This is a genomic window from Mycolicibacillus trivialis (genome assembly GCF_002102395.1).
Lineage (GTDB): Bacteria > Actinomycetota > Actinomycetes > Mycobacteriales > Mycobacteriaceae > Mycobacterium > Mycobacterium triviale.
In genome coordinates this window covers 313006-334039 of record NZ_LQPZ01000008.1, presented here as the reverse complement: position 1 = coordinate 334039, position 21034 = coordinate 313006, and the positions used below count along the sequence as shown (strand labels likewise).

Genomic DNA, 21034 nt, shown 5'->3' with positions numbered 1-21034 from the left:
CGGCCAAAGGCATGGCAAAAAACAACAACAAACAAAAACCACCAAACACACTATTGAGTTCTCAAACAACACACCCGTTCCGGCCGCGCCACCGACCCGCGGTGATTAACCGCGGTTCGCGTAGTACGGACGGTGAGGAACCCACCGTAGTGGAGTCTCCTCTGGGACGCCGTCGCGTGAGGCGGGAAGTCCCGCGTCGCAACGACGCTTCATAAGTTACGTCAGAGACGGCTGGGAGTCAAATAGCCTGTTAAACGGCCTGTTTCGCGCGCTCAGACCCGCTCGACACCGGCGATGTTCCGCTTGCCGCGCCGCAGCACCAGCCACCGCCCGTGCAGGAAGTCAGCCGGTCGCGGACTCCAGTCCTCCCGGTCGACGCGCACGTTGTTCACCGAAACCCCGCCCTCGCCGATCGTGCGCCGCGCCGCGCCCTTGCTGGCCGACAATCCGGTGGACACCAGCAGGTCGACGATGCCGTCGGGGGCGCCGGCCCCCAGCTCGGCCACGGTGGTCTCGCGCAGCGCCGCGGTCAGGGTGGCCTCGTCGAGCCGGTCCAGCTCGCCGCGGCCGAACAGCGCCCGACTGGCGTCCTCGACCGCCCCGGTCGCCGCCGCACCGTGCACCAGGGTGGTCAGCTCGCGGGCCAGGGCCCGCTGGGCGGCCCGCTCGTGCGGACGCGCGGCGGTGGCCTCCTCGAGTTCGGCGAGCTCGCCGGCGGACAGGAAGGTGAACCAGCGCAGGTAGCGCAGCACGTCGGCGTCGGCGGTGTTGACGAAGTACTGGTACCAGGCGTACGGGGTCGTCATCTGCGGATCCAGCCACAGATTGCCGCCGCCGGTCGACTTACCGAACTTGGTCCCGTCGGCGGCGGTGACCAGCGGCACCGTCAGCGCGTGCACGGTCGCGCCGAGCTTCTGGCGCACCAGGCGCACCCCGGCGACGATGTTGCCCCACTGGTCGGAGCCGCCGACCTGCAGGGCGCACCCGTGCCTGCGGTGCAACTCCACATAATCGTTGGCCTGCAGCAGCATGTAGCTGAACTCGGTGTAGGAGATGCCGTCGCCGTCGAGGCGGCGCCGGATGGTGTCCCGGTCGAGCATCGTGTTGACCGAGAAGTGTTTACCGAGGTCGCGCAGGAAGTCCACCGCGCTCATCGACGCGGTCCAGTCCAGGTTGTTCTCGATGATGGCCGCGGTGGGACCGTCGCCGAAGTCGACGAACCGCTCCAACTGCCCGCCGATCCGCCCGGCCCATTCGGCGATGGTCTCCCCGGCGTGCATGCTGCGCTCCCCCGACTCGCGCGGGTCGCCGATCATCCCGGTCGCGCCGCCGGCCAGCACGATCGGCCGGTGCCCCGCCTGCTGGAAGCGGCGCAGCGTCAGCAGCGGCACCAGATGGCCGGCGTGCAGGCTCGGCGCGGTCGGGTCGAAACCGGCGTAGACCGTCATCGGGCCGGCGGCGGTCGCCGCGGCCAATGCGTCGAGGTCGGTGGACTGCGCGATCAGCCCGCGCCAGCCCAGTTCGTCAAGGATCCCGGAAGCCTCGCCCATGGGTCGAGTTTCGCAGAGCCGGGTTCAGTCGCTGTCCCCCGGTGCCGGCGCCCGGGCGCTGCGCTTATAGGCCGACACGGCCGGGTGGCCGGCCAGCCACAGTCGCCAGGGCCGGTCGGCGGCGCCGCTGACCCCCACCCGGGGCCCGGACTCGACGGCCGTGGCGGCCACCGGCTCGCGCAGCGTCAGGGTCACCGGCCCGGCGGGGTCGAACAGGTCCAGCCCGTTGTCGGCCAAGGTGATCCCCAGCGCCGAGCACAGATTGCCCGGGCCGCGGGCCAGCGCCGCGTCGGCGTGTTGGGCGCCGCGCCGCGCGCGCGCCGCCTCCAGCCCGTCCTCGACCGCGGCGGCGCGCAACAATACCGCCGAGGCGGTCCCGGCCGGGCCGGAGGCGACGTTGGCGCAGACGTGGATGCCGTAGCTGCGGTAGGTGTAGAGATGTCCGGGCGGACCGAACATCACCCGGTTACGGCCGGTCGGCCCCCGGTAGGAGTGCGCCGCCGCGTCCGGCCACGGACCGTCGGGGACCCCGCCGTAGGCCTCCACCTCGACGATCATGGCGCGCACCCCGGGTCCGGACAGGGTGGCGCCGAGCACTCGGTGCGCGGCGCTCAGCGGGTCGGTCTGCAGGTGGTCAGGGCCCATCGGTCCGATTCTGCCCAACCACCCCCGCGCGCCGACGCTATTGACACGACGGCGCCCGTACGGAATATTCACCACATGATGAATTCATCCTTCGGTGAATTGAGTGCGGTCGACGTGGCCGGGCTGCGGGTGGTGCGCGGGTCGCGCACCGTGCTGCACGACGTGTCGCTGCGCGTGCCGCAGGGGGCGATCACCGGCCTGCTCGGTCCGTCCGGTTGCGGTAAGACGACCTTGATGCGCTGCATCGTCGGGACTCAGATCGTCGCCGACGGGACGGTCACGGTGCTTGGTGAACCGGCCGGCTCGGCCCGGCTGCGCCGGCGCGTCGGCTACGTCACCCAGGAGCCCACCATCTATCCCGACCTGCGGGTGATCGACAACGTCCGGTACTTCGCCGCGCTCTACGGTGTGTCAACGGCCGCCGCCGAGGATGCCGTCGGCGCGGTGGGGCTGGACCGGGAGCGCACCGATTACGCGGCCAACCTCTCCGGCGGCCAGCGCATCCGGGTCTCCCTGGCGTGCGCCCTGGTGTGCGCCCCGGAGGTGCTGGTCCTCGACGAACCCACCGTCGGCCTGGATCCGGTGTTGCGAGCCGAACTGTGGGAGCGGTTCACGGCACTGGCCCGCGCCGGCACCACCCTGGTGGTCTCCAGTCACGTGATGGACGAGGCCGACCACTGTGACGGCTTGCTGCTGCTGCGCGACGGTCGACTGCTGGCCCACACGTCACCCACCCGACTGCGAAAGGAGACCGGATGCGCCTCGCTGGAGGAAGCCTTCCTCTTCGTGATCCGGCACGGCACCGCCGCCGCGGCCGGCTGAGCCCGGGACCGTACCTGGCCAGCACGACGCGGATCCTGCGTCAACTGGGCACCGACCGGCGCACGGTGGCGATGATCGTGGTGGTCCCCGCCGCCATCATCACGCTGATGTACTTCATGTTCGACAACGTCCCGCACCCCCCGGGCGGGCCGGCGCCGTTCAACACCGCCTGCCTGATCCTGCTGGGGCTCTTCCCGCTGTTCTTGATGTTCATCATCACCTCCATCACCATGCAGCGGGAACGGGCCTCGGGCACCCTGGAGCGGATTCTCACCACACCGCTGCGCCGGTTCGACCTGCTCGCCGCATACGGCACCGCGTTCTCGCTGGCCGCCGCGGCCCAGGCCAGCCTGGCCTGCCTGGTGTCGTTCTGGTTCCTCGGCTTCGACACCGCGGGCAGCCCGGCCTGGGTGTTCGTCATCGCGATCGTCAACGCGGTGCTCGGCGTCGGATTGGGGCTGCTGTGCAGCGCGTTCGCCCGCACCGAGTTCCAGGCGGTGCAGTTCATCCCGGTGGTGATGGTCCCGCAGTTGCTGCTGGCCGGCATCATCGTGCCCCGCGGGCTGATGGCCGAGTGGCTGCAATGGGTCAGTGACCTGATGCCCGCCAGCTACGCGTTGGAGGCCCTGCAGGAGGTCGGGGCACATCCCGGGCTGACGGCGACCGCCGCCCGCGACATCGTCGTGGTGTTCGGTTTCGCGGTCGCGTCGATGGCGCTGGCCGCGGCCACCCTGCGGCGGCGGACACCGTAGCGGTGAGCACCGACCGCAAGCGACCCGGCCGGCCATCGAGGCCCAGCGACAGCCGGGAGCGCATCCTGTCGTGCGCCCGGGACCTGTTCGCCCGTAACGGCTTCGCCGCCACCTCGGTCCGGTCCATCGCCGCCGCCGCCGGGGTCGACTCCGCGCTGGTGCACCATTACTTCGGCACCAAGCAACAACTCTTCGCTGCGGCCATCGAGGTCCCAGTCGATCCGATGGCGATCCTCGGTCCGCTGCGTGCGGCCCCGGTGGCCGAACTCGGCCGGCTGTTACCGACGCTGCTGCTGCCGCTGTGGGATTCGGTACCCGGCGCCGGGCTGGTGGCCCGGCTGCGGACCATGCTCAGCGGCGGTGCGGGTGAGGTCGATCTCGCGCGGGTCTTCTTCGCCGACATCGTGGTATCCGAGTTGGCCGCCCGTGCCGACGATCCGCCGGGCAGTGGGGCGGTGCGGGCGAACTTCGTGGTCAGCCAACTGATGGGGGTGGTGATGGCGCGCTACCTGGTCAAACTGGAGCCGCTGGCCTCCCTGGAGGCCGGGGCCGTCACCGACGTCATCGCCCCGACCCTGCAGCGCTACCTCACCGGGGATCTGCCGCCGCGATGAGACGGTCGTGCTCGGCGTCGCCGACGTCGCGGGCCTCGTTGACCAGCAGCACCGGAATCCCGTCGTCGATGCGGTAGGCGCGGTGCAATCGCGGGTTGTAGAGCAACTCGTCCCCGACCAACAGCAGCGGGCCCCGATCGGCGGGACACACCAGTAACGGCAGCAACTCCGGCAGCGACAGGGGCGGTGCGGGGTGGGGCGAAGACACGATCGCAGCCTAACTGCCGATCAGTCCGCACCGACCAGCGCCGACCGCACCGCCGCGGTGAGCCGCTTGTACTGGCCGGTCTCGGCGTCGTAGCACCAGGCGTTGCGCCCCGGCTTGGGGATGCCGCGGTCGCGCAGTGCCGCGTCGGCCACCGGTCGGTAGGTCGCGCTCAGCGCGAACTCGGGCACCACGTGCACGATGTCGGGTCCGACACCCACCGGCAGCCGGCGCATCATCTCGGACAGGCCCGCCGGGGTGACGGTGGCCCCCGGTTGCACGGTGATCGCCGCGACCGCCAGCGTCGCCTCGCCCTCCCCGACCGCGTAGGTCACCGCCATGTCGACGCCGTTGACCAGGCCGAGCGCGTCGGTGATCGGCACCGGGTAGGCGATGCCCCGGGCGGTGTGGATCAGCGACCCGCGGCCACCGACCAGCCAGTAGTCGCCGTCGCCGTCCCGGCGGAACAGGTATTCGGTGGACACCCAGGTGTCGGCCGGGGCGAACACGCCGCGCTTGACCGCGGCCGACGGGTCGATCGGGCCGCGGGGCCGCGCCAGCAGCACCCCGACCTCGTCGGTCTCGGCGACCTGCACGAAGCCCTCGGCGGTCTCCAGGATCAGGTCCTGGTCGGGGTCGTAGGCGGCCAGCGCGACCTGCCCGGCACCGGGTAGCGGGCGGCCCTTGCTGCCGACTTTGGTGCTCGCCACGTTGGCCAGCACCGCCTGCCCGTCGGTGGTGGCGAAGAACTCCACGACGTGCGCCGGATCGAAGGCCTCGGTCACCCGCCGCCACAACCCGGTCGGCATGCCGGAGCCGATGAACAGCCGCACCGGGTGATTGCCGTGCAGCGCGAAGTCGGGGTCGTCGATGACGTCGCGCAGCATCGCCCAGGTGTAGGAAACGACCGTGACGCCGTAACGGCGCACCTCCTCGACGAAGGTGTCCGGCTGCAGGCCACGCGACAGCGCGATCCGGGTACCGCCGACCACTGCGCCGCCCAGGCTGACCAGCAGACCCGACTCGTGGTGTAGCGGGGTGAGGCAGTACACCGTGTCGCGCTGGTTCAGTGCGGCCGCCGAGGCGGTGCCGAACGCCGACAACGCCCAGCGGAAGTTGGTGATCTGCTTGGCGACCAGCTCGCCGCCGACCCGGCTGAACGCGATGAACGCCAGGTCGCGGGCGAAGCCTGGGTTGGGCCGGTACCAGCCGGGCAGGGCCACCGCGTCGGGGTCGATCTTCTCCATGTCGATGACGTCGGCGTCCTCGGGCAGGTCCAGATCGCGGGTCTCCCCGCCACCGAGCACCAGCACCTGACAGCTCAGGTCGCGGGCCGCCGCGAGGTTGGTCGGGTCGGTGATGACCTCGGCGACCCCACCGATCTGGGCGGCGGCGGCCAGATCGCCGCCGGGGGGCATCAGCACCGACACCGCGCCGAGTCGGGACAGCGCGGCGATGGCGACCAGGGCACTCGGCCGGGTCTCCATCAGCACCCCGACGTGGTCGCCCTGCCGGATCCCGACCTCGATCAGGCCGCGGACGACGTTGTCGATGCGGCGGTTGACCGCCTCGTAGGTGTGCACCCGGCCGTCGAACAGCAGGAATTCCCCGCGGGGGGCTTCGTCGGCCTGCTCGCTGATGATGCGGCCCAACGAGATCCGGGTGTGGTCGTTGATCTGGCCAAGCCGGGCCAGCCTCGGCAGGGTGCGGACCGTCTCGACGGCCATGGTGCGAACCGACTTCTGCGCGGCCGCGACGGCGTCGGCGGCACCGCGCGCGAGCGTCAGGGCGACCTCGGAGGCCTCCCCCAGGCCGTGCGCGAGCCGGGAGGTGATCGGCACACCGCCGTCGGCGCGCGGTTCGGCGGGCTGGTCGGCCATCGGCACGATCCCGGCCGGCTCGGGCCCCTGCTCGGTGACCCACAGCACCCAGTCGGCGACCGTCGGCCAGGTCAGTTCGGTGGCCTTGGAGCCGACGACCAGCCCGAAATGCCCGGCCCGAAGCAGGTATTCGTAGACCTCGGCGTTCGGTGCGGCCCGACGGATTCCGCGTACCGCGGGCGGCTGGCCGAGGTCGTCGACCTCGCCGACGAACGCCAGGATCGGGCAGGAGATGTCGGTCAACGTCACCAGTTGACCGTGGATCGCGAAACCGCCGGTCATCATCCTGTTGTGCGCGATGAACTGCTTGAGCAGTTCCGAGATCGCCGGTCCGGACCAGGCGATCCACCCCTCCGAGTCGAGGAACCGGCGCTGCTGTTCACGCGGCAGCAGCGCGTCACGGTCGTGAAGCTGACGGACGAAGTCCAGCCGCGCTTTCGCGGTCTTGAGCGGGTCCATCATCTGGAAGCCGGTACGCGCCAACCAACTCGGAATGTCCAGGCGGGTGAACACGTGATCGGCCATGAAATTGGCTGTGGTGCTGGCCAGATCGTTGGGGATGCCCATCGGCAGGGTGGCCAACGAGTCCACCGGGGAACCGAACGCCACGATGCTGGCGACCGATTTGGAGCGCCGGTAGGCGACGGCCTGGTAGCAGAACATGCCGCCCTGCGAGTACCCGGCAAGGTGGACGTCCTGCCCGGTGGCCTCGCGGACGGTGTCGATGGCCTCGCTCAGCGCCACGATGTGGTCGGCGAGGTCGCGGCGCATGCCGCCCTCCACCTGGTCGGGGGAACCGAAGTCGATCACCCAGGTGTCCAGCCCGGCGGCGTGCAGAATGCCCACGGCACCCTCTTCGCGGGTGACGTCCCACATGTCCGCCGCCATCATCATCGGGTGCACCATCAGCACCGGCGGCCCGGTCTTCTCGCCGTCGGAGTCCGGGGGAAAGTAGCGCCGCAGGTTGTACATCGGCACGCTCTCGACGATCTGGAACGGCGACGGCGTGCTGCCGGTCTCCAGACCGCCCAGCCGCAACACCTCGAGACCGTTCTGGGCGGTGGCCATCAACCTGTTGATGGGACGGGTGACCGCCGACAGGTTCAACTCCAACGCTTGCTCCTCCCACGGGCGATACCGGTGATCGCCGCTGCATTCATCTCCGGCGGTACGCAAAGCATAAGGTGTCCCGGCGCTCGACCGGCCGGGGTTGACCGGACCACCCGGAAGCGGCCTGCCGACCAAGCGGTCGATAGGGTGGGACGGCGATGACCGCAACCGAGGACGCCGATGCCGTGAATACCGGTGCCGGCCGGCACAGCTGGGTGGCCGAGTTGCTGCGCTTCGACCGGGACGGCGACACCTTCACCGTCACCAACGCCGAACGCGGCCCGGCGCCGCGGCTGTTCGGCGGCCTGGTCGCCGCCCAGGCGCTCTACGCCGCCGGGTGCACCGTCGACGCCGGCAAGCTGCCGCAATCGCTGCACCTGTACTTCGTCCGCGGCGGACGCTACGACGTGGAAACCGAACTGTGCGTGCAGCGCATCCGCACCGGCCGGTCCTTCGACACCCGCCAGGTCAGCGTGCGACAGGACGGCGAGGTCATCCTGGAACTGATCGCCTCCTTCCACCGACCCGAGCCGGGCGCGGACTGGCACCCCCCCGCCCCCGCGTCGCTGGAACTCGATGACGCCGTGCCCAAACACCCCGCACTGGGGTTCGCCGACCGCTTCGACATCCGCGCGGCCCCCGCCGACGCCAGCGCGTTCGCGGTTCCGCCGTACTGGATCCGCACCCGGGAGCCGATCGAAGACGACCCGCTGCTGCGGGCCTGCACCCTGACCTTCATCTCCGACATAGGCCCGCTCCCGGTCATCCGTCCGCCCGGCACCCGACTGGCCTTCGACGTCGGTTTCGCCACCAGCCTGGACCACTCGATCTGGTTCCACCGCCCGTTTCACCCGAGGCGGTGGCACCGCTACGAGGTCAGCTCGGTCAACAACAGCGATGCCCGCGGCCTGGCCCGCGGTGCGCTCTACGACGCCTCGGGCGCCCTGATCGCCAGCACCGCCCAGGAAGGGCTGTGGCGGCTGTGACACCCCAGCGGAGGCGGTAACCCGGTGGCCCACCTGCTCGGCGCCGAGGCACTGCACCTGCAATACCCCACCGGCGTGGTCCTCGACGGGGTCAGCCTCGGGGTCGATGACGGCGACCGCATCGGCATCGTCGGCCGCAACGGCGACGGAAAATCCAGCCTGCTGGGCCTGCTCACCGGGCGCATCGACCCGGACCGCGGACGGGTCACCCGACGCAGCGGGCTGCGGGTCGGCGCGCTGGCGCAGGCCGACACCCTCATCGCCGAGCAGACCGTCGGCCACACCCTGGTCGGCGACGCCGCCGACCACGAATGGGCCTCCGACCCGCGGATCCGCGACGTGGTCGACGGCCTGGTGGCCGACCTGGACTGGAAAGCGGCCATCGGCACCCTCTCCGGCGGACAACGCCGGCGGGTGCAACTGGCGGCGCTGCTGATCGGCGACTGGGACGTCATCGCCCTCGATGAGCCCACCAACAACCTGGATCTGCAGGGCATCACCTGGCTGGCGGACCACCTCACCACCCGGTGGGCCCGCAACACCGGCGGCCTGCTGGTGATCACCCACGACCGCTGGTTCCTCGACGAGGTCGCCGCCACCACCTGGGAGGTGCACGACCGCACCGTCGAACCGTTCGACGGCGGCTACGCCGCCTACGTGCTGGCCCGGGTGGAACGCGACCGGCAGGCGGCGGTGGCCGAGGCCAAGCGGCAAAACCTGCTCCGCAAGGAACTGGCCTGGCTGCGCCGCGGCGCCCCGGCCCGCACTGCCAAACCGAAGTTCCGGATCGAGGCGGCCAACGCGCTGATCGCCGACGTGCCGCCGCTGCGCAACAGCGTGGAGTTGGCCAAGCTCGCCACCGCCCGGCTGGGCAAGACCGTCGTCGACTTGCTCGACGTGTCGGTCTCCTACGACGGGCGACCGGTGCTGAGCAACGTCGAATGGCGGATCGGCCCCGGCGAACGCACCGGGATCGTCGGCGCGAACGGTGCGGGCAAATCCACCCTGCTGGGCCTGATCGCGGGCACCGTCGCCCCCGACACCGGGCGGGTCAAGCGCGGCAAAACCGTCCAGTTGGGCGTCCTCGACCAGCAGTCCGGTGAACTGGCCGGCCTGGCCGGTGACCGGGTGGCCGACGTGCTCGCCGGGTTGCGCAACGACTACCGGGTGGGCGGACGCGAACTCACCCCGGCCCAGCTGCTGGAGCGGCTCGGCTTCGACCGGGCGCAGCTGTCGGCCCGGGTCGGCGACCTCTCCGGGGGCCAGCGGCGCCGGCTGCAGTTCCTGCTGGTCCTGCTCGCCGAACCGAACGTGCTCATCCTCGACGAGCCGACCAACGACGTCGACACCGAAATGCTCACCGCGATCGAGGACCTGCTGGACTCCTGGCCGAGCACGCTGATCGTGGTCTCCCACGACCGTTACCTGCTGGAACGGGTCACCGACCAGCAGTACGGCATCCTGGCCGGCCGGCTGCGGCACCTACCCGGCGGCGTCGAGGAATATCTGCGGCTGGCCGCCTCGACCGCCACCCCGCCACCGGCGCCCGCGACGCCCGCCGCCAAACCGGGCGCGGCGGCGCACGCCGCCCGCAAGGAGATGGCCGCCGTGGAGCGCCGGCTGACCAAGCTGGCCGACCAGATCGAGGGCAAGCACCGTGAACTCGCCGCCCACGACCAGGCCGACCACGTCGGCATCACCGCGCTGACCCGCGAGCTCGACGCCCTCCGCCAGCAGGTCGCCGAGCTGGAGGACCGCTGGCTGACGCTGTCCGACGATCTCGAGTGAACCGGCCGGTCACCGCACCGGCGTCAGCTGGCACACCTTCCAACCGTCCTCACGCACCAGATCCAGCTCGATCGTTCGCCGGCCCAGCAACTCGTTGCGTGCGTCCAGGGTGGCGGTGGCCGCGTCGCCGCGCACGTCGACCGCGGTGACCGTGGTGTCGGTGAGCCCCTGGGCCGCGCGCGTCTCCTTCAGCCGCTCCATGGCCGCGCCGGTCAGCAGCTCGCGGGCGGCGGCGCACGTCAGATCCAGATAGCGGTCCCAGTCCTCGGTGTTGTAGGCGTTCTGATACGCCGTCAGGGTCTGGCGGACCAGGTCGTCCTCCGACGCCGGTGCCGCACTGCTGGACGTCGCGGGACTCGGCGCGGCGGTGGCCGGCGCCGGATCCGGCGGCGCAGCGGTCTTCGACCCGCAGGCCGCCGCAGGCACTGCCACGAGCGCCGCGGCGGCCGCGGCCACCAGCATCCTTCGCGCGGTCGACACGATCAGGCCTCCTCGGGGCACGCGTCATCACTGACGGGGAACTTTCGCCGCGGTGGCGTTGACCAGCGCGCCGACGTCGACGGTGCCGGGCGGCCCGCAGCGACGGATGTCGATCATGACATTGCCCTGGATCTGAATCCCGTGCCGGCACACCGCCGCACCGCCGTCCAGGGTCGCCTCCAGCGTGTAGACACCCGCGGTGTTGACCGGCCGCCCGAACCGCCAGGTCTGCGCGGGGTTGCCGGGCAGGGTGATCACGACCGTGCGGTCCGCGCAGCCCTCCCACGCGGAGCGCTGGAGTTGGAGGGAGAGGCCGGCGTCGCCGGCCGAGGGGAACGCCGCCACCGACTGGATCAGGCTGTTCTGCCACGGCTGCCGGTAGAGGGCACGCAGTTCCTGCACGACCACACCGACCGGCGTCACCGTCTTGTACGCCCCCCGTTGCGCCGGGGCCCACGCCCCGGCGCACGACGGGTTGTCGAGGTCCGCCGAGTCGTCGGAGAGCTCGGCCCGCTGGTGTTCGAGCACCACCGCGTCCTCGCCGTCGTTGCCCGGAATTTCGGTGCCGGTCAACAGGATCGATTCCAGCGCCGATGCCGGGACGTCGGTGGCCGGCGGCCCCTGCGCGACCGCAGGCGGAGCCGTACCCGTCGGCGACCCGTCCGCCGCCGCCGGATCGCCGTGCGACCGCAACGCCACCGCCGACACCACCGCCGCGACGAGCACCGCAACGCCGGTGATCGCCCCGACAAGCACCGCCGGCCGACGGCGGCGCGGCGGCGCGGTGGCCGACATGGTGGGAGCCGACGGCGCCAGCCCCGGGTACCTGCTGACCTGCGCTGTCGGCACCGGCGCCAGTCCCGGGTACCTGCTGACCTGCGCTGTCGGCACCGGCGCCAGCAGCGTCCGGTCCCGGCCGCCCGGGTCGCGCAGCGCCGCGGCCGCCGCCTCCGCCAGATCGCTCGCCGAACGGAACCGTCGCGCCGGGTCCTTGGCCATCGCGACGGCGATCACGTCGTCCAGCGCGGCGGGCAGTGACGGGACCGCGTCGGTGACCCGGGGCGGTGCGGCCTGCAGATGCGCCATCATCTGTGCTGCCGGGCCGTTGGTGGTGGCGAACGGCGGTTTACCGGTCAGCAGCCGGAACAGCGTGCACCCCAGTGAGTAGATGTCGGCCCGGCCGTCGATCGGGGAACCGGCCAGCACCTCCGGCGCCGCGTAGGCGATCGTCGCCATCACCGACCCGGTCGCGGTGAGGCCGACGTCGTCGAGGGCGCGGGCGATCCCGAAATCGCCGAGCAGGACCCGCTCCTGGTCGCCAGCCGGCCCGGACAGCAGGAAGTTCGCCGGTTTGATGTCGCGGTGGATCACGTTGTTGGCGTGCGCGAAGTCGAGCCCCTTGGCCACCTCACGCACGATGTGCACCGCCCGTAGCGGGGTCATGGTGCCGGCCCGCAGTGCGGCGTCGGCGTCGGTGCCGTCGACGAACTGCATCGCGATCCACAGCTGGCCGTCGTCGGTCTGGCCGCGGTTGTGCACCGCCACGATCTGCGGGTGGCTCAGTGCAGCGGCCACATCGGCCTCGCGGATGAACCGGGCCCGGAAGTCGGCGTCGCGGGACAGTTCGGCGGAGAGCACCTTCAGCGCGTCGTAGCGCGGCAGTGTCGGGTGGGCCGCCAGATACACCGACCCCATTCCGCCCGAGCCCAGGATGCGTTCGATCCGGTATCCGGCGACTACCGTCCCCGGCGTCAACACGCCGGGATTATTTCACATCGGCGTGGCCGGACCCGGCGATCGCGGATCGCGCGGCCGTGTCCATCTCAGCCGCGCAGCCAGCGCCGCTGCCGGTCGACCTGGCCGTAGACCAGGTTGAGCTGCTCGGCGACCCGGGCCGGTGCGGTGCCGCCGCGGGCGTCGCGGGAGGACACCGAACCCTCGACGGTGAGCACGCTGCGCACCTGCGGGGTGAGCTGCGGGCTGATCGCGGCCAGCTCGTCGTCGGTGAGCTCGTCGAGCCCGACACCGCGGGCCTCGGCGGCGCGCACCGCCGCGCCGGCGGCCTCGTGCGCCACTCGAAACGGAACCCCTTGGCGCACCAACCATTCGGCGATATCGGTGGCGAGGGTGTAGCCGGCCGGCGCCAACGCCGCCATCCGGTCGAGGTCGAACCGCAACGTGGTCACCAGGCCGGCCATCGCAGGCAAAAGCAGCTCCAGCTGCGCCACCGAGTCGAAGACCGGTTCCTTGTCCTCCTGCAGATCGCGGTTGTAGGCCAGCGGCTGGGCCTTCAACGTGGCCAGCAGCCCGGTGAGGTTGCCGATCAGCCGGCCCGATTTGCCGCGCGCCAGCTCGGCGATGTCCGGGTTCTTCTTCTGCGGCATGATCGAGCTGCCGGTGGACCACGCGTCGTGCAACGTCACGTAGCCGAATTCGGTGGAGCTCCACACGATGATGTCCTCGGCCAGCCGGGACAGGTCGACCGCGATCATCGCCAGCACGAACGCCGCCTCCGCCGCGAAGTCGCGGGCCGCGGTCGCATCGATGGAGTTGTCGGCCGCGGTGGCGAAACCCAGCTCCGCGGCGATCGCGTCCGGGTTCAGCCCCAGCGACGATCCGGCTAGCGCGCCGGATCCGTACGGCGACACCGCGGTACGCGCATCGAAGTCGGCGATCCGGTCGACGTCGCGCAGCAGCGGATGGGCGTGGGCCAGCAGATGGTGGGCCAGCAGCACCGGCTGCGCCGACTGCAGATGGGTCTTGCCCGGCATCACCGCGCCGGGATGCGCGGCGGCCTGACCGGCCAGCGCGTCGACCACCTCGAGCACCCCGGCCGCCACCCGGCGCACCGCGTCGCGCAGCCACATCCGGAACAACGTCGCCACCTGGTCGTTGCGGGACCGCCCGGCCCGCAGCCGCCCGCCCAGCTCCGGGCCGACCCGCTCGATCAGACCCCGCTCCAGTGCCCCGTGCACGTCCTCGTCACCGGGTGCCGGCGCGAAGCTGCCGTCTTCGACCGCCGCGGCCAGCTCGTCGAGGCCGGCCAGCAGCCCGTCGCGCTGCTCGGCGGTGAGCAGGCCCGCGGCGAACAGCACCGCGGCGTGCGCCTTGGAGGCGACGACGTCATAGGGCGCCAGCGCCCAGTCGAAGTGGGTCGATTTGCTCAGCGCCGCAAGCGCATCGGCGGGCCCGTCGGCGAACCGGCCGCCCCACAGGGCCCCCTGGTTGGTGCTCACCCGGTGGCCTCGCGGTCGCGGCGGGCGGCGATCTGGGCGGACAGCCCGTGCAGGTGCACGAAGCCCTTGGCCGCCGACTGGTCGAAGTTGTCGCCGGCGTCGTAGGTGGCCAGGTTGAAGTCGTACAGCGAGCTCTCGCTGCGCCGGCCGTTGACCGCGATGTGCCCGCCGTGCAGCACCAGCCGCACCTCCCCGGAGACGTGCTGCTGGGTGTGGGCGACGAAGGCGTCCAGCGCCGACTTCAGCGGGGAGAACCACAGCCCGTCGTAGACCAGTTCGGTCCAGCGCTGGTCGGTGCGCCGCTTGTAGCGGCCCAACTCGCGCTCCAGGGTGACGTGCTCGAGTTCGGTGTGCGCGGTGATCAGCACCATCGCCCCGGGCGCCTCGTAGATCTCCCGGCTCTTGATGCCGACCAGCCGGTCCTCGACCACGTCGAGGCGGCCCACACCCTGCGCACCGCCGCGCCGGTTGAGTTCCTCGATGGCCTCCAGCACGCTCACCGCGCGCCCGTCGATCGAGACCGGCACGCCCGCCTCGAACCCGACGATCACCTCGTCGGGGGTCGACCAGTGCACGGTCGGGTCCTCGGTGTAGTCGTAGACGTCCTTGGTCGGCGCGTTCCACAGGTGTTCCAGGAACCCGGTCTCCACCGCCCGGCCCCACACGTTCTGGTCGATGGAGAACGGGGAGCGTTTGGTGACGTTGATCGGGATGTCGTTCTTCTCGGCGAACGCGATCGCCTTCTCCCGGGTCCAGGCGTAGTCGCGGACCGGTGCCAGCACCTGCAGATCCGGTGCCAGCGCGGCGAACCCGACCTCGAACCGGACCTGGTCGTTGCCCTTGCCGGTGCACCCGTGCGCGACGGTTCCGCCGCCATGCTCGCGGGCGGCGGCGACCAGGTGCTTGACGATCAGCGGGCGGCTGATCGCCGACACCAGCGGGTAGCGGTCCATGTACAGGGCGTTGGACTGGATGGTGGGCAGGCAGTACTGCTCGGCGAACTCGTCGCGGGCGTCGACCACCACCGACTCGACCGCGCCGCAGTCCAGGGCCCGCTGCCGCACGACCTCCATGTCCTCGCCGCCCTGGCCGAGGTCGATGGCCACCGCGACGACCTCGCGGCCGGTCTCCTTGCCGATCCAGCTGATCGCCACCGAGGTGTCCAGACCACCGGAGTAGGCCAGGATGACACGGTCGGACATAACAACTCTCCTTATCTGAGGTTCACCAGCGTCGTAGCGAGCTCGGCGCCGGTCATCGGCTCGCGGGCCAACACGAAGATGGTGTCATCCCCGGCGATGGTGCCCACCACGTAGGGCAGGGCGGCCCGGTCGATCGCGCTGGCCAGGTAGTCCGCGGCGCCCGGCGGGGTGCGCAGCACCGCGGTGTTGGCGCTGGCGTCGGCGCCGACCAGCAGCTCGCCGAGCAGCCGGCACAGCCGCTCGGTGCCGCCGGTGACCCCGCGCACCGGGCTGCCGTCCTCGGGCACCACGTAGCGGCCCACCCCGCCGTCGGCGCCGCGCAACTTCACCGCACCCAGCTCCTCGAGGTCACGCGACAGGGTCGCCTGGGTGACCTCGATGCCGTCGGCGGCCAGCAGCGCGGCCAGCTCCCCCTGACTGTGCACCGGCCCGGCCGCCAGCAGCGCCACGATCCGGGCCTGCCTGCCGGCGCGGGTCGGGGTGGCCGGGGTGGGCGCGGCGTTCACCGGGAGCGCTCCAGCAGCCAGACCAGCAGCGCCTTCTGGGCGTGCAGCCGGTTCTCCGCCTCGTCCCAGACGGCGCTGGCCGGCCCGTCGATCACCGCGTCGGTGATCTCCTCACCGCGGTGCGCGGGCAGGCAGTGCAGCACCACGGCCGCCGGGGCGGCCAGCCCGAGCAGGGCGTCGTTGATCTGATACGGCCGGAACGGGCCCACCCGGTCGCGGCCGTCGCCCTCCTGGCCCATCGAGGTCCAGGTGTCGGTGACCAGGACGTCGGCGCCGGTGGCCGCGGCCGTCGGGTCGGTGGTCACGGTCACCGAGCCGCCGGTGTCGGCGGCCCGGCGCCGCGCGGCGGTCACGAACTGCTCGGCCGGGGTGAACCCGTCCGGTGCGGCGACGGTGACGTGCAGCCCGGCGGTGGCCCCGCCGAGCATCAGCGAGTGGGCCATGTTGTTGGCGCCGTCGCCGAGGTAGGTCAGCTTCAGCCCGGCGAGCCGTCCGGTGCGTTCGGCGATCGTCTGCAGGTCGGCCAGCACCTGGCACGGGTGGAAGTCGTCGGAGAGCGCGTTGACCACCGGCACCGTCGCGGTGGCCGCCATCGCGGTCAACCGGTCCTGCCCGAACGTGCGCCACACGATCGCGTCCACGTAGCGCGACAGCACCCGCCCGGTGTCCTCGAGGGTCTCGTCGCGGCCGAGCTGGGTGGCGCGGCCGTCGACGACCACGGCGTGCCCGCCGAGCTGGGTCACCCCGAGCTCGAAGGAGAACCGGGTGCGGGTGGAGTTCTTGTCGAAGATCACCGCCACCCCGCGCGGCCCGTCCAGCGGTCTGCGCCCGAACGGGTTGCGCTTGAGCTCGGCGGCCAGCGCCAGCACCTCGGCCTGCTCGGCGGGGCTCAGGTCGTCGTCGCGCAGGAAGTGCCGGATCATGACCGGTCCCCCGCGGCGTCGAGGATCGCCGGCAGCGCGGCCACGAACCCGTCGAGCTGGTCCTCGGTGACGATCAGCGGCGGGGCCAGCCGCACCACGTCGGGGGCGGCGGCGTTGACCAGGAAGCCGGCCGTTCGGGCGGCGGTCTCCACCGCCTTGGCGTGCGCGGCGGTCAGCACGACGCCGAGCAGCAGCCCGCGCCCCCGCACCCCGGCGACCAGGGGGTGGCCCAGCGCCTCGATCCGCTCGGCCAGCCACGGCCCCAGCCGGGCGGCGCGCTCCACGAGCCGCTCCTCGGCGAGCACGTCGAGCACCGCCAGCGCGGCGGCCGCGCAGACCGGGTTCCCGCCGAAGGTGCTGCCGTGCATGCCGGGGGCGAACAGCTTCGCGGCCGGCCCGACCGCCAGGCAGGCGCCGATCGGCAGGCCGCCGCCGAGCCCCTTGGCCAGCGTCACCACGTCGGGGACGATGCCGTCGTGCTGGTGGGCGTAGAACGTGCCGGTGCGCCCGACCCCGGTCTGCACCTCGTCGAGGATCAGCAGCGCACCGTGTTCGGCGGTGATCCGGCGGGCCTCGGCCAGATAGTCCGGCGGCGGCAAGACGACGCCGCTCTCCCCCATGATCGGCTCCAGGACCACCGCGGCGGTGTCGGGGCCGACGGCGGCCGCCAGTGCCGCGGCGTCCCCGAACGGCACGTGCTCCACCGGGCCGGGCAGCGGCGCGAACGGCGCCTGCTTGGCCGGCTGGCCGGTGAGGGCCAGCGATCCCATCGTGCGGCCGTGGAACGCCTCGCGGGCGGCGACGATCGTGCCGCGACCGGTCAGCCGGGTCAGCTTGAGCGCGGCCTCGTTGGCCTCGGCGCCGGAGTTGCAGAAGAACACCCGGGCCTCCGGCCCGACGTCCCAGCGGGCGACCAGCCGCTCGGCCAGCGCCACCCCCGGCTCGGTGGCGTAGAGGTTGGAGGTGTGACCCAGCGTGCCCAGCTGCGCGGTCACCGCCGCGACCACCGCCGGGTGGGCGTGGCCGAGCAGGTTGACCGCGATCCCGCCGAGCAGGTCGAGGTAGGAGCGGCCGTCGACGTCGGTGACGATCGCGCCGGCGCCGCGGGCCAGCGCCAGCGGCGGGGTGCCGTAGTTGTCCATCATCACCGCCGACCAGCGCTGCTGCAGCGCCTCGGTCCGGGTCATGGCGGTCTCGGTCATGGGCTCACCACCTTGGTTCCGGTGCCGGCATCGGTGAACAGTTCCACCAGCACACAGTGTTCGACGCGGCCGTCGATGATGTGGGCGCTGGGCACCCCGCCGGCGACCGCCCGCAGGCAGGCCTCGACCTTGGGCACCATCCCCGACTCCAGGCCCGGCAGCAGCTCGGCCAGCGCCACCGAGTCGATCTCACTGACCAGCGAGTCGCGGTCCGGCCAGCGGGCGTACAGCCCGTCGACGTCGGTGAGCATCAGCAGTTTCTCCGCGCCCAGAGCGGCGGCCAGCGCGGCGGCGGCGGTGTCGGCGTTGACGTTGTGCACCACCCCGTCGACGTCGGGCGCCAGCGTCGAGACCACCGGGATGCGCCCGGCGGTGATCAGGTCGCGGATCGCGTCGGTGTCGACCCGGTCGACGTCGCCGACCAGCCCGATGTCGGTGGCGACCCCGTCGACGGTGACGTTGCGGCGCACGGCGGTGAACAGCGCGGCGTCCTCGCCGGTGATGCCGACCGCATACGGGCCGTGGGCGTTGATCAGGTTCACCAGCTCCCGGCCGACCTGGCCGAACAGCACCATCCGGGCCACTTCGAGCACCTCGGGGGTGGTGACCCGGAACCCGCCCTTGAAGTCACCGGCGATGCCCAGCCGCTGCAGCATCGCCGAGATCTGCGGACCGCCGCCGTGCACCACGACCGGGTGGATGCCGCAGTTGCGCAGGAAGGCCATGTCGGCGGCGAACGCGTGTTTGAGGGTGTCGTCGGTCATCGCGTTGCCGCCGTATTTGACCACGATGATCCGGCCGTGCAGCTGTTTGAGCCAGGGCAGCGCCTCGGCCAGCACCCGCGCCTTGACCGCGGTGGTCGGTTCGTCCGCGGTCATGAGCTGTACGCCGAGTTCTCGTCGACGTAGCCGTGCGACAGGTCGGTGGTGCGGATCGCCGCGGTGCCGGTGCCCCGGGCGAGGTCGACGCGGACCTCGACGTCGGCGCCGGACAGGTCCACGCTGCGGGCGCCGGGATCCGGCAGGCCGGCGGCGAACACGGTGGATCCGTTGAACGACACCGTGACCCGGTCCGGGTCGATCGGGAACGGGGCCATGCCGACCGCGGCGAGCACCCGGCCCCAGTTCGGGTCGGAGCCGAACAGCGCGGTCTTGACCAGGTTGTCACGGGCGATCAGCCGGGCGGTGAACAGCGCCTCGGCGTCGGAATCGGCGCCGGTCACCGCGACCGTCACCCGCTTGGTCACGCCCTCGGCGTCGGCCTGCAGCTGGGCGCAGAGGTCGTCGCAGACCGCCAGCACCGCCGCGTCGAGCTCGTCCTGGTCGGGCGCGATCTCGCTGGCCCCGGAGGCCAGCAGCAGCACGGTGTCGTTGGTCGAGCAGCAGCCGTCGACGTCGAGCCGGTCGAAGGTCGCCGCGGCGGCGGCGGTCAGGGCCCGGTGCAGCGCGGCGGCGTCGGCCACCGCATCGGTGGTGATCACGCAGAGCATGGTGGCCAGCGACGGCGCCAGCATGCCCGCGCCCTTGGCCATCGCGCCGACCGTCCAATTCCGTCCGGATTCCGGACTGTGGTGCAGCGCAACCTGTTTGGGCACGGTGTCGGTGGTCATGATGGCGCGGGCGGCATCCTCGCCGCCGACCAGCCCGCCGGCCATCTCCTGCACCAGGTGGGTCACCCCGGCCAGCACCTGCGGCATCGGCAGCCGGTCGCCGATCAGGCCGGTGGAGCACACCGCGACCTCCACCGCACCGGTCTCGGTGCCCCACTGCGAGAGCGCGTCGGCCACCGCCTCGGCGGTGGCGTGGGCGTCGGCGAAGCCGGGCGGCCCGGTGCAGGCGTTGGCGCCGCCGGAGTTGAGGACCACCGCACGCAGCCGCCCGGTGGTGAGCACCTGCTGGGTCCACAGCACCGGCGCGGCCTTGACCTGGTTGCGGGTGACCACACCGGCCGCGGTCAGGTCGGGGCCCTCGTTGAACACCAGCGCCATGTCCGCCGCACCGGAGGCCTTGATGCCCGCGGCCACGCCGACGGCGCGGAACCCGCCCGGTGCGGTCACCCCCTGGTCGCGCACCAGCCGTGCTCCGCTCACGGCGCGACCCCGACCAGCGGCAGACCCTCGATCTCCGGCCAACCCAGAACCAGGTTCATCGACTGCACCGCCGCCCCGCCGGTGCCCTTGACCAGGTTGTCGATCGCGGTGATCACCACGAACGTCTCGGCGTCGGCGTCGACGGCCAGCGAGATCTGGGCCATGTTGCTGCCGATGACCGATCCGGTGCGCGGCAGCTGCCCGTCGTCGAGCAGGTGGACGAACGGTTCGTCGGCGTATGCGGCCCGGTAGGCCGCCTGCAACTCGGCCAGCGGGGCGCGGGTCGGCGCGGTACAGGTGGCCAGGATGCCGCGGGCGGCCGGGATGAGCACCGGGGTGAACGACACCCGCACGTCGCGGCCGCTGGCCGTGCGCAACTCCTGGGCGATCTCCGGGTTGTGCCGGTGCGCACCGGCGATGTTGTAGGCCCGCGCCGAGCCGAGCACCTCCGAGCCGAGCAGATCGGTGCGGGCGGCCCGGCCGGCGCCGGAGGTGCCGCTGACCGCGACGACGGTCACGGTCGGGTCGATGAGGTCGGCGCTGATCGCAGGCAGCAGCGCCAGCAGCGCCGCGGTCGGGTAGCAGCCGGGCACCGCGATCCGGCGGGCCCCGCGCAGCCGGTCCCGGGCGCCGGGCAGCTCGGGCAGCCCGTAGGGCCAGTTGCCGGCGTGCGGCGACCCGTAGAACCGCTCCCAGATCGCCGGGTCGGTGAGCCGGAAGTCGGCGCCGCAGTCGATGATCAGCGTGTCCGGGCCCAGTTCCTCGGCCAGCCGGGCCGAATGGCCGTGCGGCAGCGCCAGGAACACCACGTCGTGGCCGGCCAGCACATCGAGTTCGGTGGGCTCGAGCACCCGGTCGGCCAGCGGCATCAGATGTGGCGCGTGCTCGGCGAGGCGGTCACCGGCGCTCGACGCCGCGGTGAGCGCCCCGATGGTGAGCCGTCCGTCTGCGTAAGCGGGGTGTCCCAGCAGCAGCCGCAGGATCTCGCCCCCGGCATAGCCGCTGGCACCGGCCACCGCCACCCGAATCGTCCCGGTCATGTCC

The 21034-nt window shown here is 72.0% G+C and carries 19 protein-coding genes; 5 read left to right on the top strand and 14 right to left on the bottom strand.

Going from position 1 to position 21034, the window contains the following annotated elements:
- Positions 1-272 precede the first annotated feature (272 nt).
- Positions 273-1550, bottom strand: coding sequence for a tyrosine--tRNA ligase (gene tyrS / locus AWC30_RS03095; RefSeq protein ID WP_085108581.1), 1278 nt, complete (start codon positions 1548-1550; stop codon positions 273-275).
- Positions 1551-1574: 24 nt separating this feature from the next.
- A complete protein-coding gene (locus AWC30_RS03090) occupies positions 1575-2195 on the bottom strand; it encodes a DNA-3-methyladenine glycosylase (protein ID WP_085108579.1) in 621 nt (206 codons plus the stop codon).
- Between the two features lie 75 nt (positions 2196-2270).
- Between AWC30_RS03090 and AWC30_RS03085 the strand changes: the two genes are divergently transcribed.
- The 3 genes from AWC30_RS03085 to AWC30_RS03075 are packed head-to-tail and all read left to right on the top strand — an operon-like array spanning position 2271 to position 4383.
- Positions 2271-3017, top strand: coding sequence for an ABC transporter ATP-binding protein (locus AWC30_RS03085; protein ID WP_085108577.1), 747 nt, complete (start codon positions 2271-2273; stop codon positions 3015-3017).
- Positions 2951-3769 (top strand): ABC transporter permease, encoded by an 819-nt coding sequence (locus tag AWC30_RS03080; protein ID WP_085108575.1) that lies wholly within the window; start codon positions 2951-2953, stop codon positions 3767-3769. The genes AWC30_RS03085 and AWC30_RS03080 overlap by 67 nt, the downstream gene beginning before the upstream one ends.
- 2 nt (positions 3770-3771) lie before the next feature.
- The gene (locus AWC30_RS03075) at positions 3772-4383 is read left to right on the top strand and encodes a TetR/AcrR family transcriptional regulator (protein ID WP_085108573.1); all 612 of its coding nucleotides are present in this window, start codon (positions 3772-3774) and stop codon (positions 4381-4383) included.
- Here the strand turns inward: AWC30_RS03075 and AWC30_RS03070 are convergent.
- Both AWC30_RS03070 and AWC30_RS03065 read right to left on the bottom strand, forming a co-directional pair.
- Positions 4358-4564 carry a Trm112 family protein gene (locus AWC30_RS03070; protein ID WP_085108677.1) on the bottom strand — a complete coding sequence of 69 codons (207 nt, stop codon included), beginning with the start codon at positions 4562-4564 and terminating at the stop codon, positions 4358-4360. The genes AWC30_RS03075 and AWC30_RS03070 overlap by 26 nt on opposite strands.
- Before the next feature lie 47 nt (positions 4565-4611).
- Positions 4612-7581 (bottom strand): acyl-CoA synthetase, encoded by a 2970-nt coding sequence (locus tag AWC30_RS03065; protein ID WP_085108571.1) that lies wholly within the window; start codon positions 7579-7581, stop codon positions 4612-4614.
- A gap of 155 nt (positions 7582-7736) precedes the next feature.
- Between AWC30_RS03065 and AWC30_RS03060 the strand changes: the two genes are divergently transcribed.
- Both AWC30_RS03060 and AWC30_RS03055 read left to right on the top strand, forming a co-directional pair.
- Complete coding sequence (locus AWC30_RS03060) at positions 7737-8564, top strand: acyl-CoA thioesterase (protein ID WP_085108568.1); 828 nt, start codon at positions 7737-7739, stop codon at positions 8562-8564.
- Between the two features lie 24 nt (positions 8565-8588).
- On the top strand, positions 8589-10352 hold the full coding sequence (locus AWC30_RS03055) for an ABC-F family ATP-binding cassette domain-containing protein (protein ID WP_085108565.1): 1764 nt from the start codon (positions 8589-8591) through the stop codon (positions 10350-10352).
- A 9-nt stretch (positions 10353-10361) separates the two neighbouring features.
- On the opposite strand, the gene AWC30_RS03050 is transcribed toward AWC30_RS03055, so the two are convergent.
- The 10 genes from AWC30_RS03050 to argC form a co-directional block, all read right to left on the bottom strand.
- Positions 10362-10832 (bottom strand): Rv0361 family membrane protein, encoded by a 471-nt coding sequence (locus tag AWC30_RS03050; protein ID WP_133053642.1) that lies wholly within the window; start codon positions 10830-10832, stop codon positions 10362-10364.
- Positions 10833-10859: 27 nt separating this feature from the next.
- Positions 10860-12590: a serine/threonine-protein kinase PknH/PknJ gene (locus AWC30_RS03045; protein WP_085108561.1), complete on the bottom strand. Its 1731-nt coding sequence runs from the start codon at positions 12588-12590 to the stop codon at positions 10860-10862.
- 65 nt (positions 12591-12655) lie between these two features.
- Positions 12656-14068: an argininosuccinate lyase gene (gene argH, locus AWC30_RS03040; RefSeq protein ID WP_085108558.1), complete on the bottom strand. Its 1413-nt coding sequence runs from the start codon at positions 14066-14068 to the stop codon at positions 12656-12658.
- On the bottom strand, positions 14065-15270 hold the full coding sequence (locus tag AWC30_RS03035; RefSeq protein ID WP_085108556.1) for an argininosuccinate synthase: 1206 nt from the start codon (positions 15268-15270) through the stop codon (positions 14065-14067). The genes argH and AWC30_RS03035 overlap by 4 nt, the downstream gene beginning before the upstream one ends.
- Before the next feature lie 11 nt (positions 15271-15281).
- Positions 15282-15776, bottom strand: coding sequence for an arginine repressor (locus AWC30_RS03030; protein WP_085108554.1), 495 nt, complete (start codon positions 15774-15776; stop codon positions 15282-15284).
- Positions 15773-16699 carry an ornithine carbamoyltransferase gene (argF, locus tag AWC30_RS03025; RefSeq protein ID WP_085108552.1) on the bottom strand — a complete coding sequence of 309 codons (927 nt, stop codon included), beginning with the start codon at positions 16697-16699 and terminating at the stop codon, positions 15773-15775. Before argF ends, AWC30_RS03030 begins: the two co-directional genes overlap by 4 nt.
- Positions 16696-17886: an acetylornithine transaminase gene (locus AWC30_RS03020; protein ID WP_085108675.1), complete on the bottom strand. Its 1191-nt coding sequence runs from the start codon at positions 17884-17886 to the stop codon at positions 16696-16698. Before AWC30_RS03020 ends, argF begins: the two co-directional genes overlap by 4 nt.
- A gap of 11 nt (positions 17887-17897) precedes the next feature.
- Positions 17898-18779, bottom strand: coding sequence for an acetylglutamate kinase (gene argB / locus AWC30_RS03015; RefSeq protein WP_085108550.1), 882 nt, complete (start codon positions 18777-18779; stop codon positions 17898-17900).
- Positions 18776-19990, bottom strand: a complete 1215-nt coding sequence (gene argJ, locus AWC30_RS03010; RefSeq protein ID WP_085108548.1) for a bifunctional glutamate N-acetyltransferase/amino-acid acetyltransferase ArgJ — start codon at positions 19988-19990, stop codon at positions 18776-18778. The genes argB and argJ overlap by 4 nt, the downstream gene beginning before the upstream one ends.
- On the bottom strand, positions 19987-21030 hold the full coding sequence (gene argC / locus AWC30_RS03005; protein ID WP_085108673.1) for an N-acetyl-gamma-glutamyl-phosphate reductase: 1044 nt from the start codon (positions 21028-21030) through the stop codon (positions 19987-19989). The genes argJ and argC overlap by 4 nt, the downstream gene beginning before the upstream one ends.
- Positions 21031-21034 lie beyond the last annotated feature (4 nt).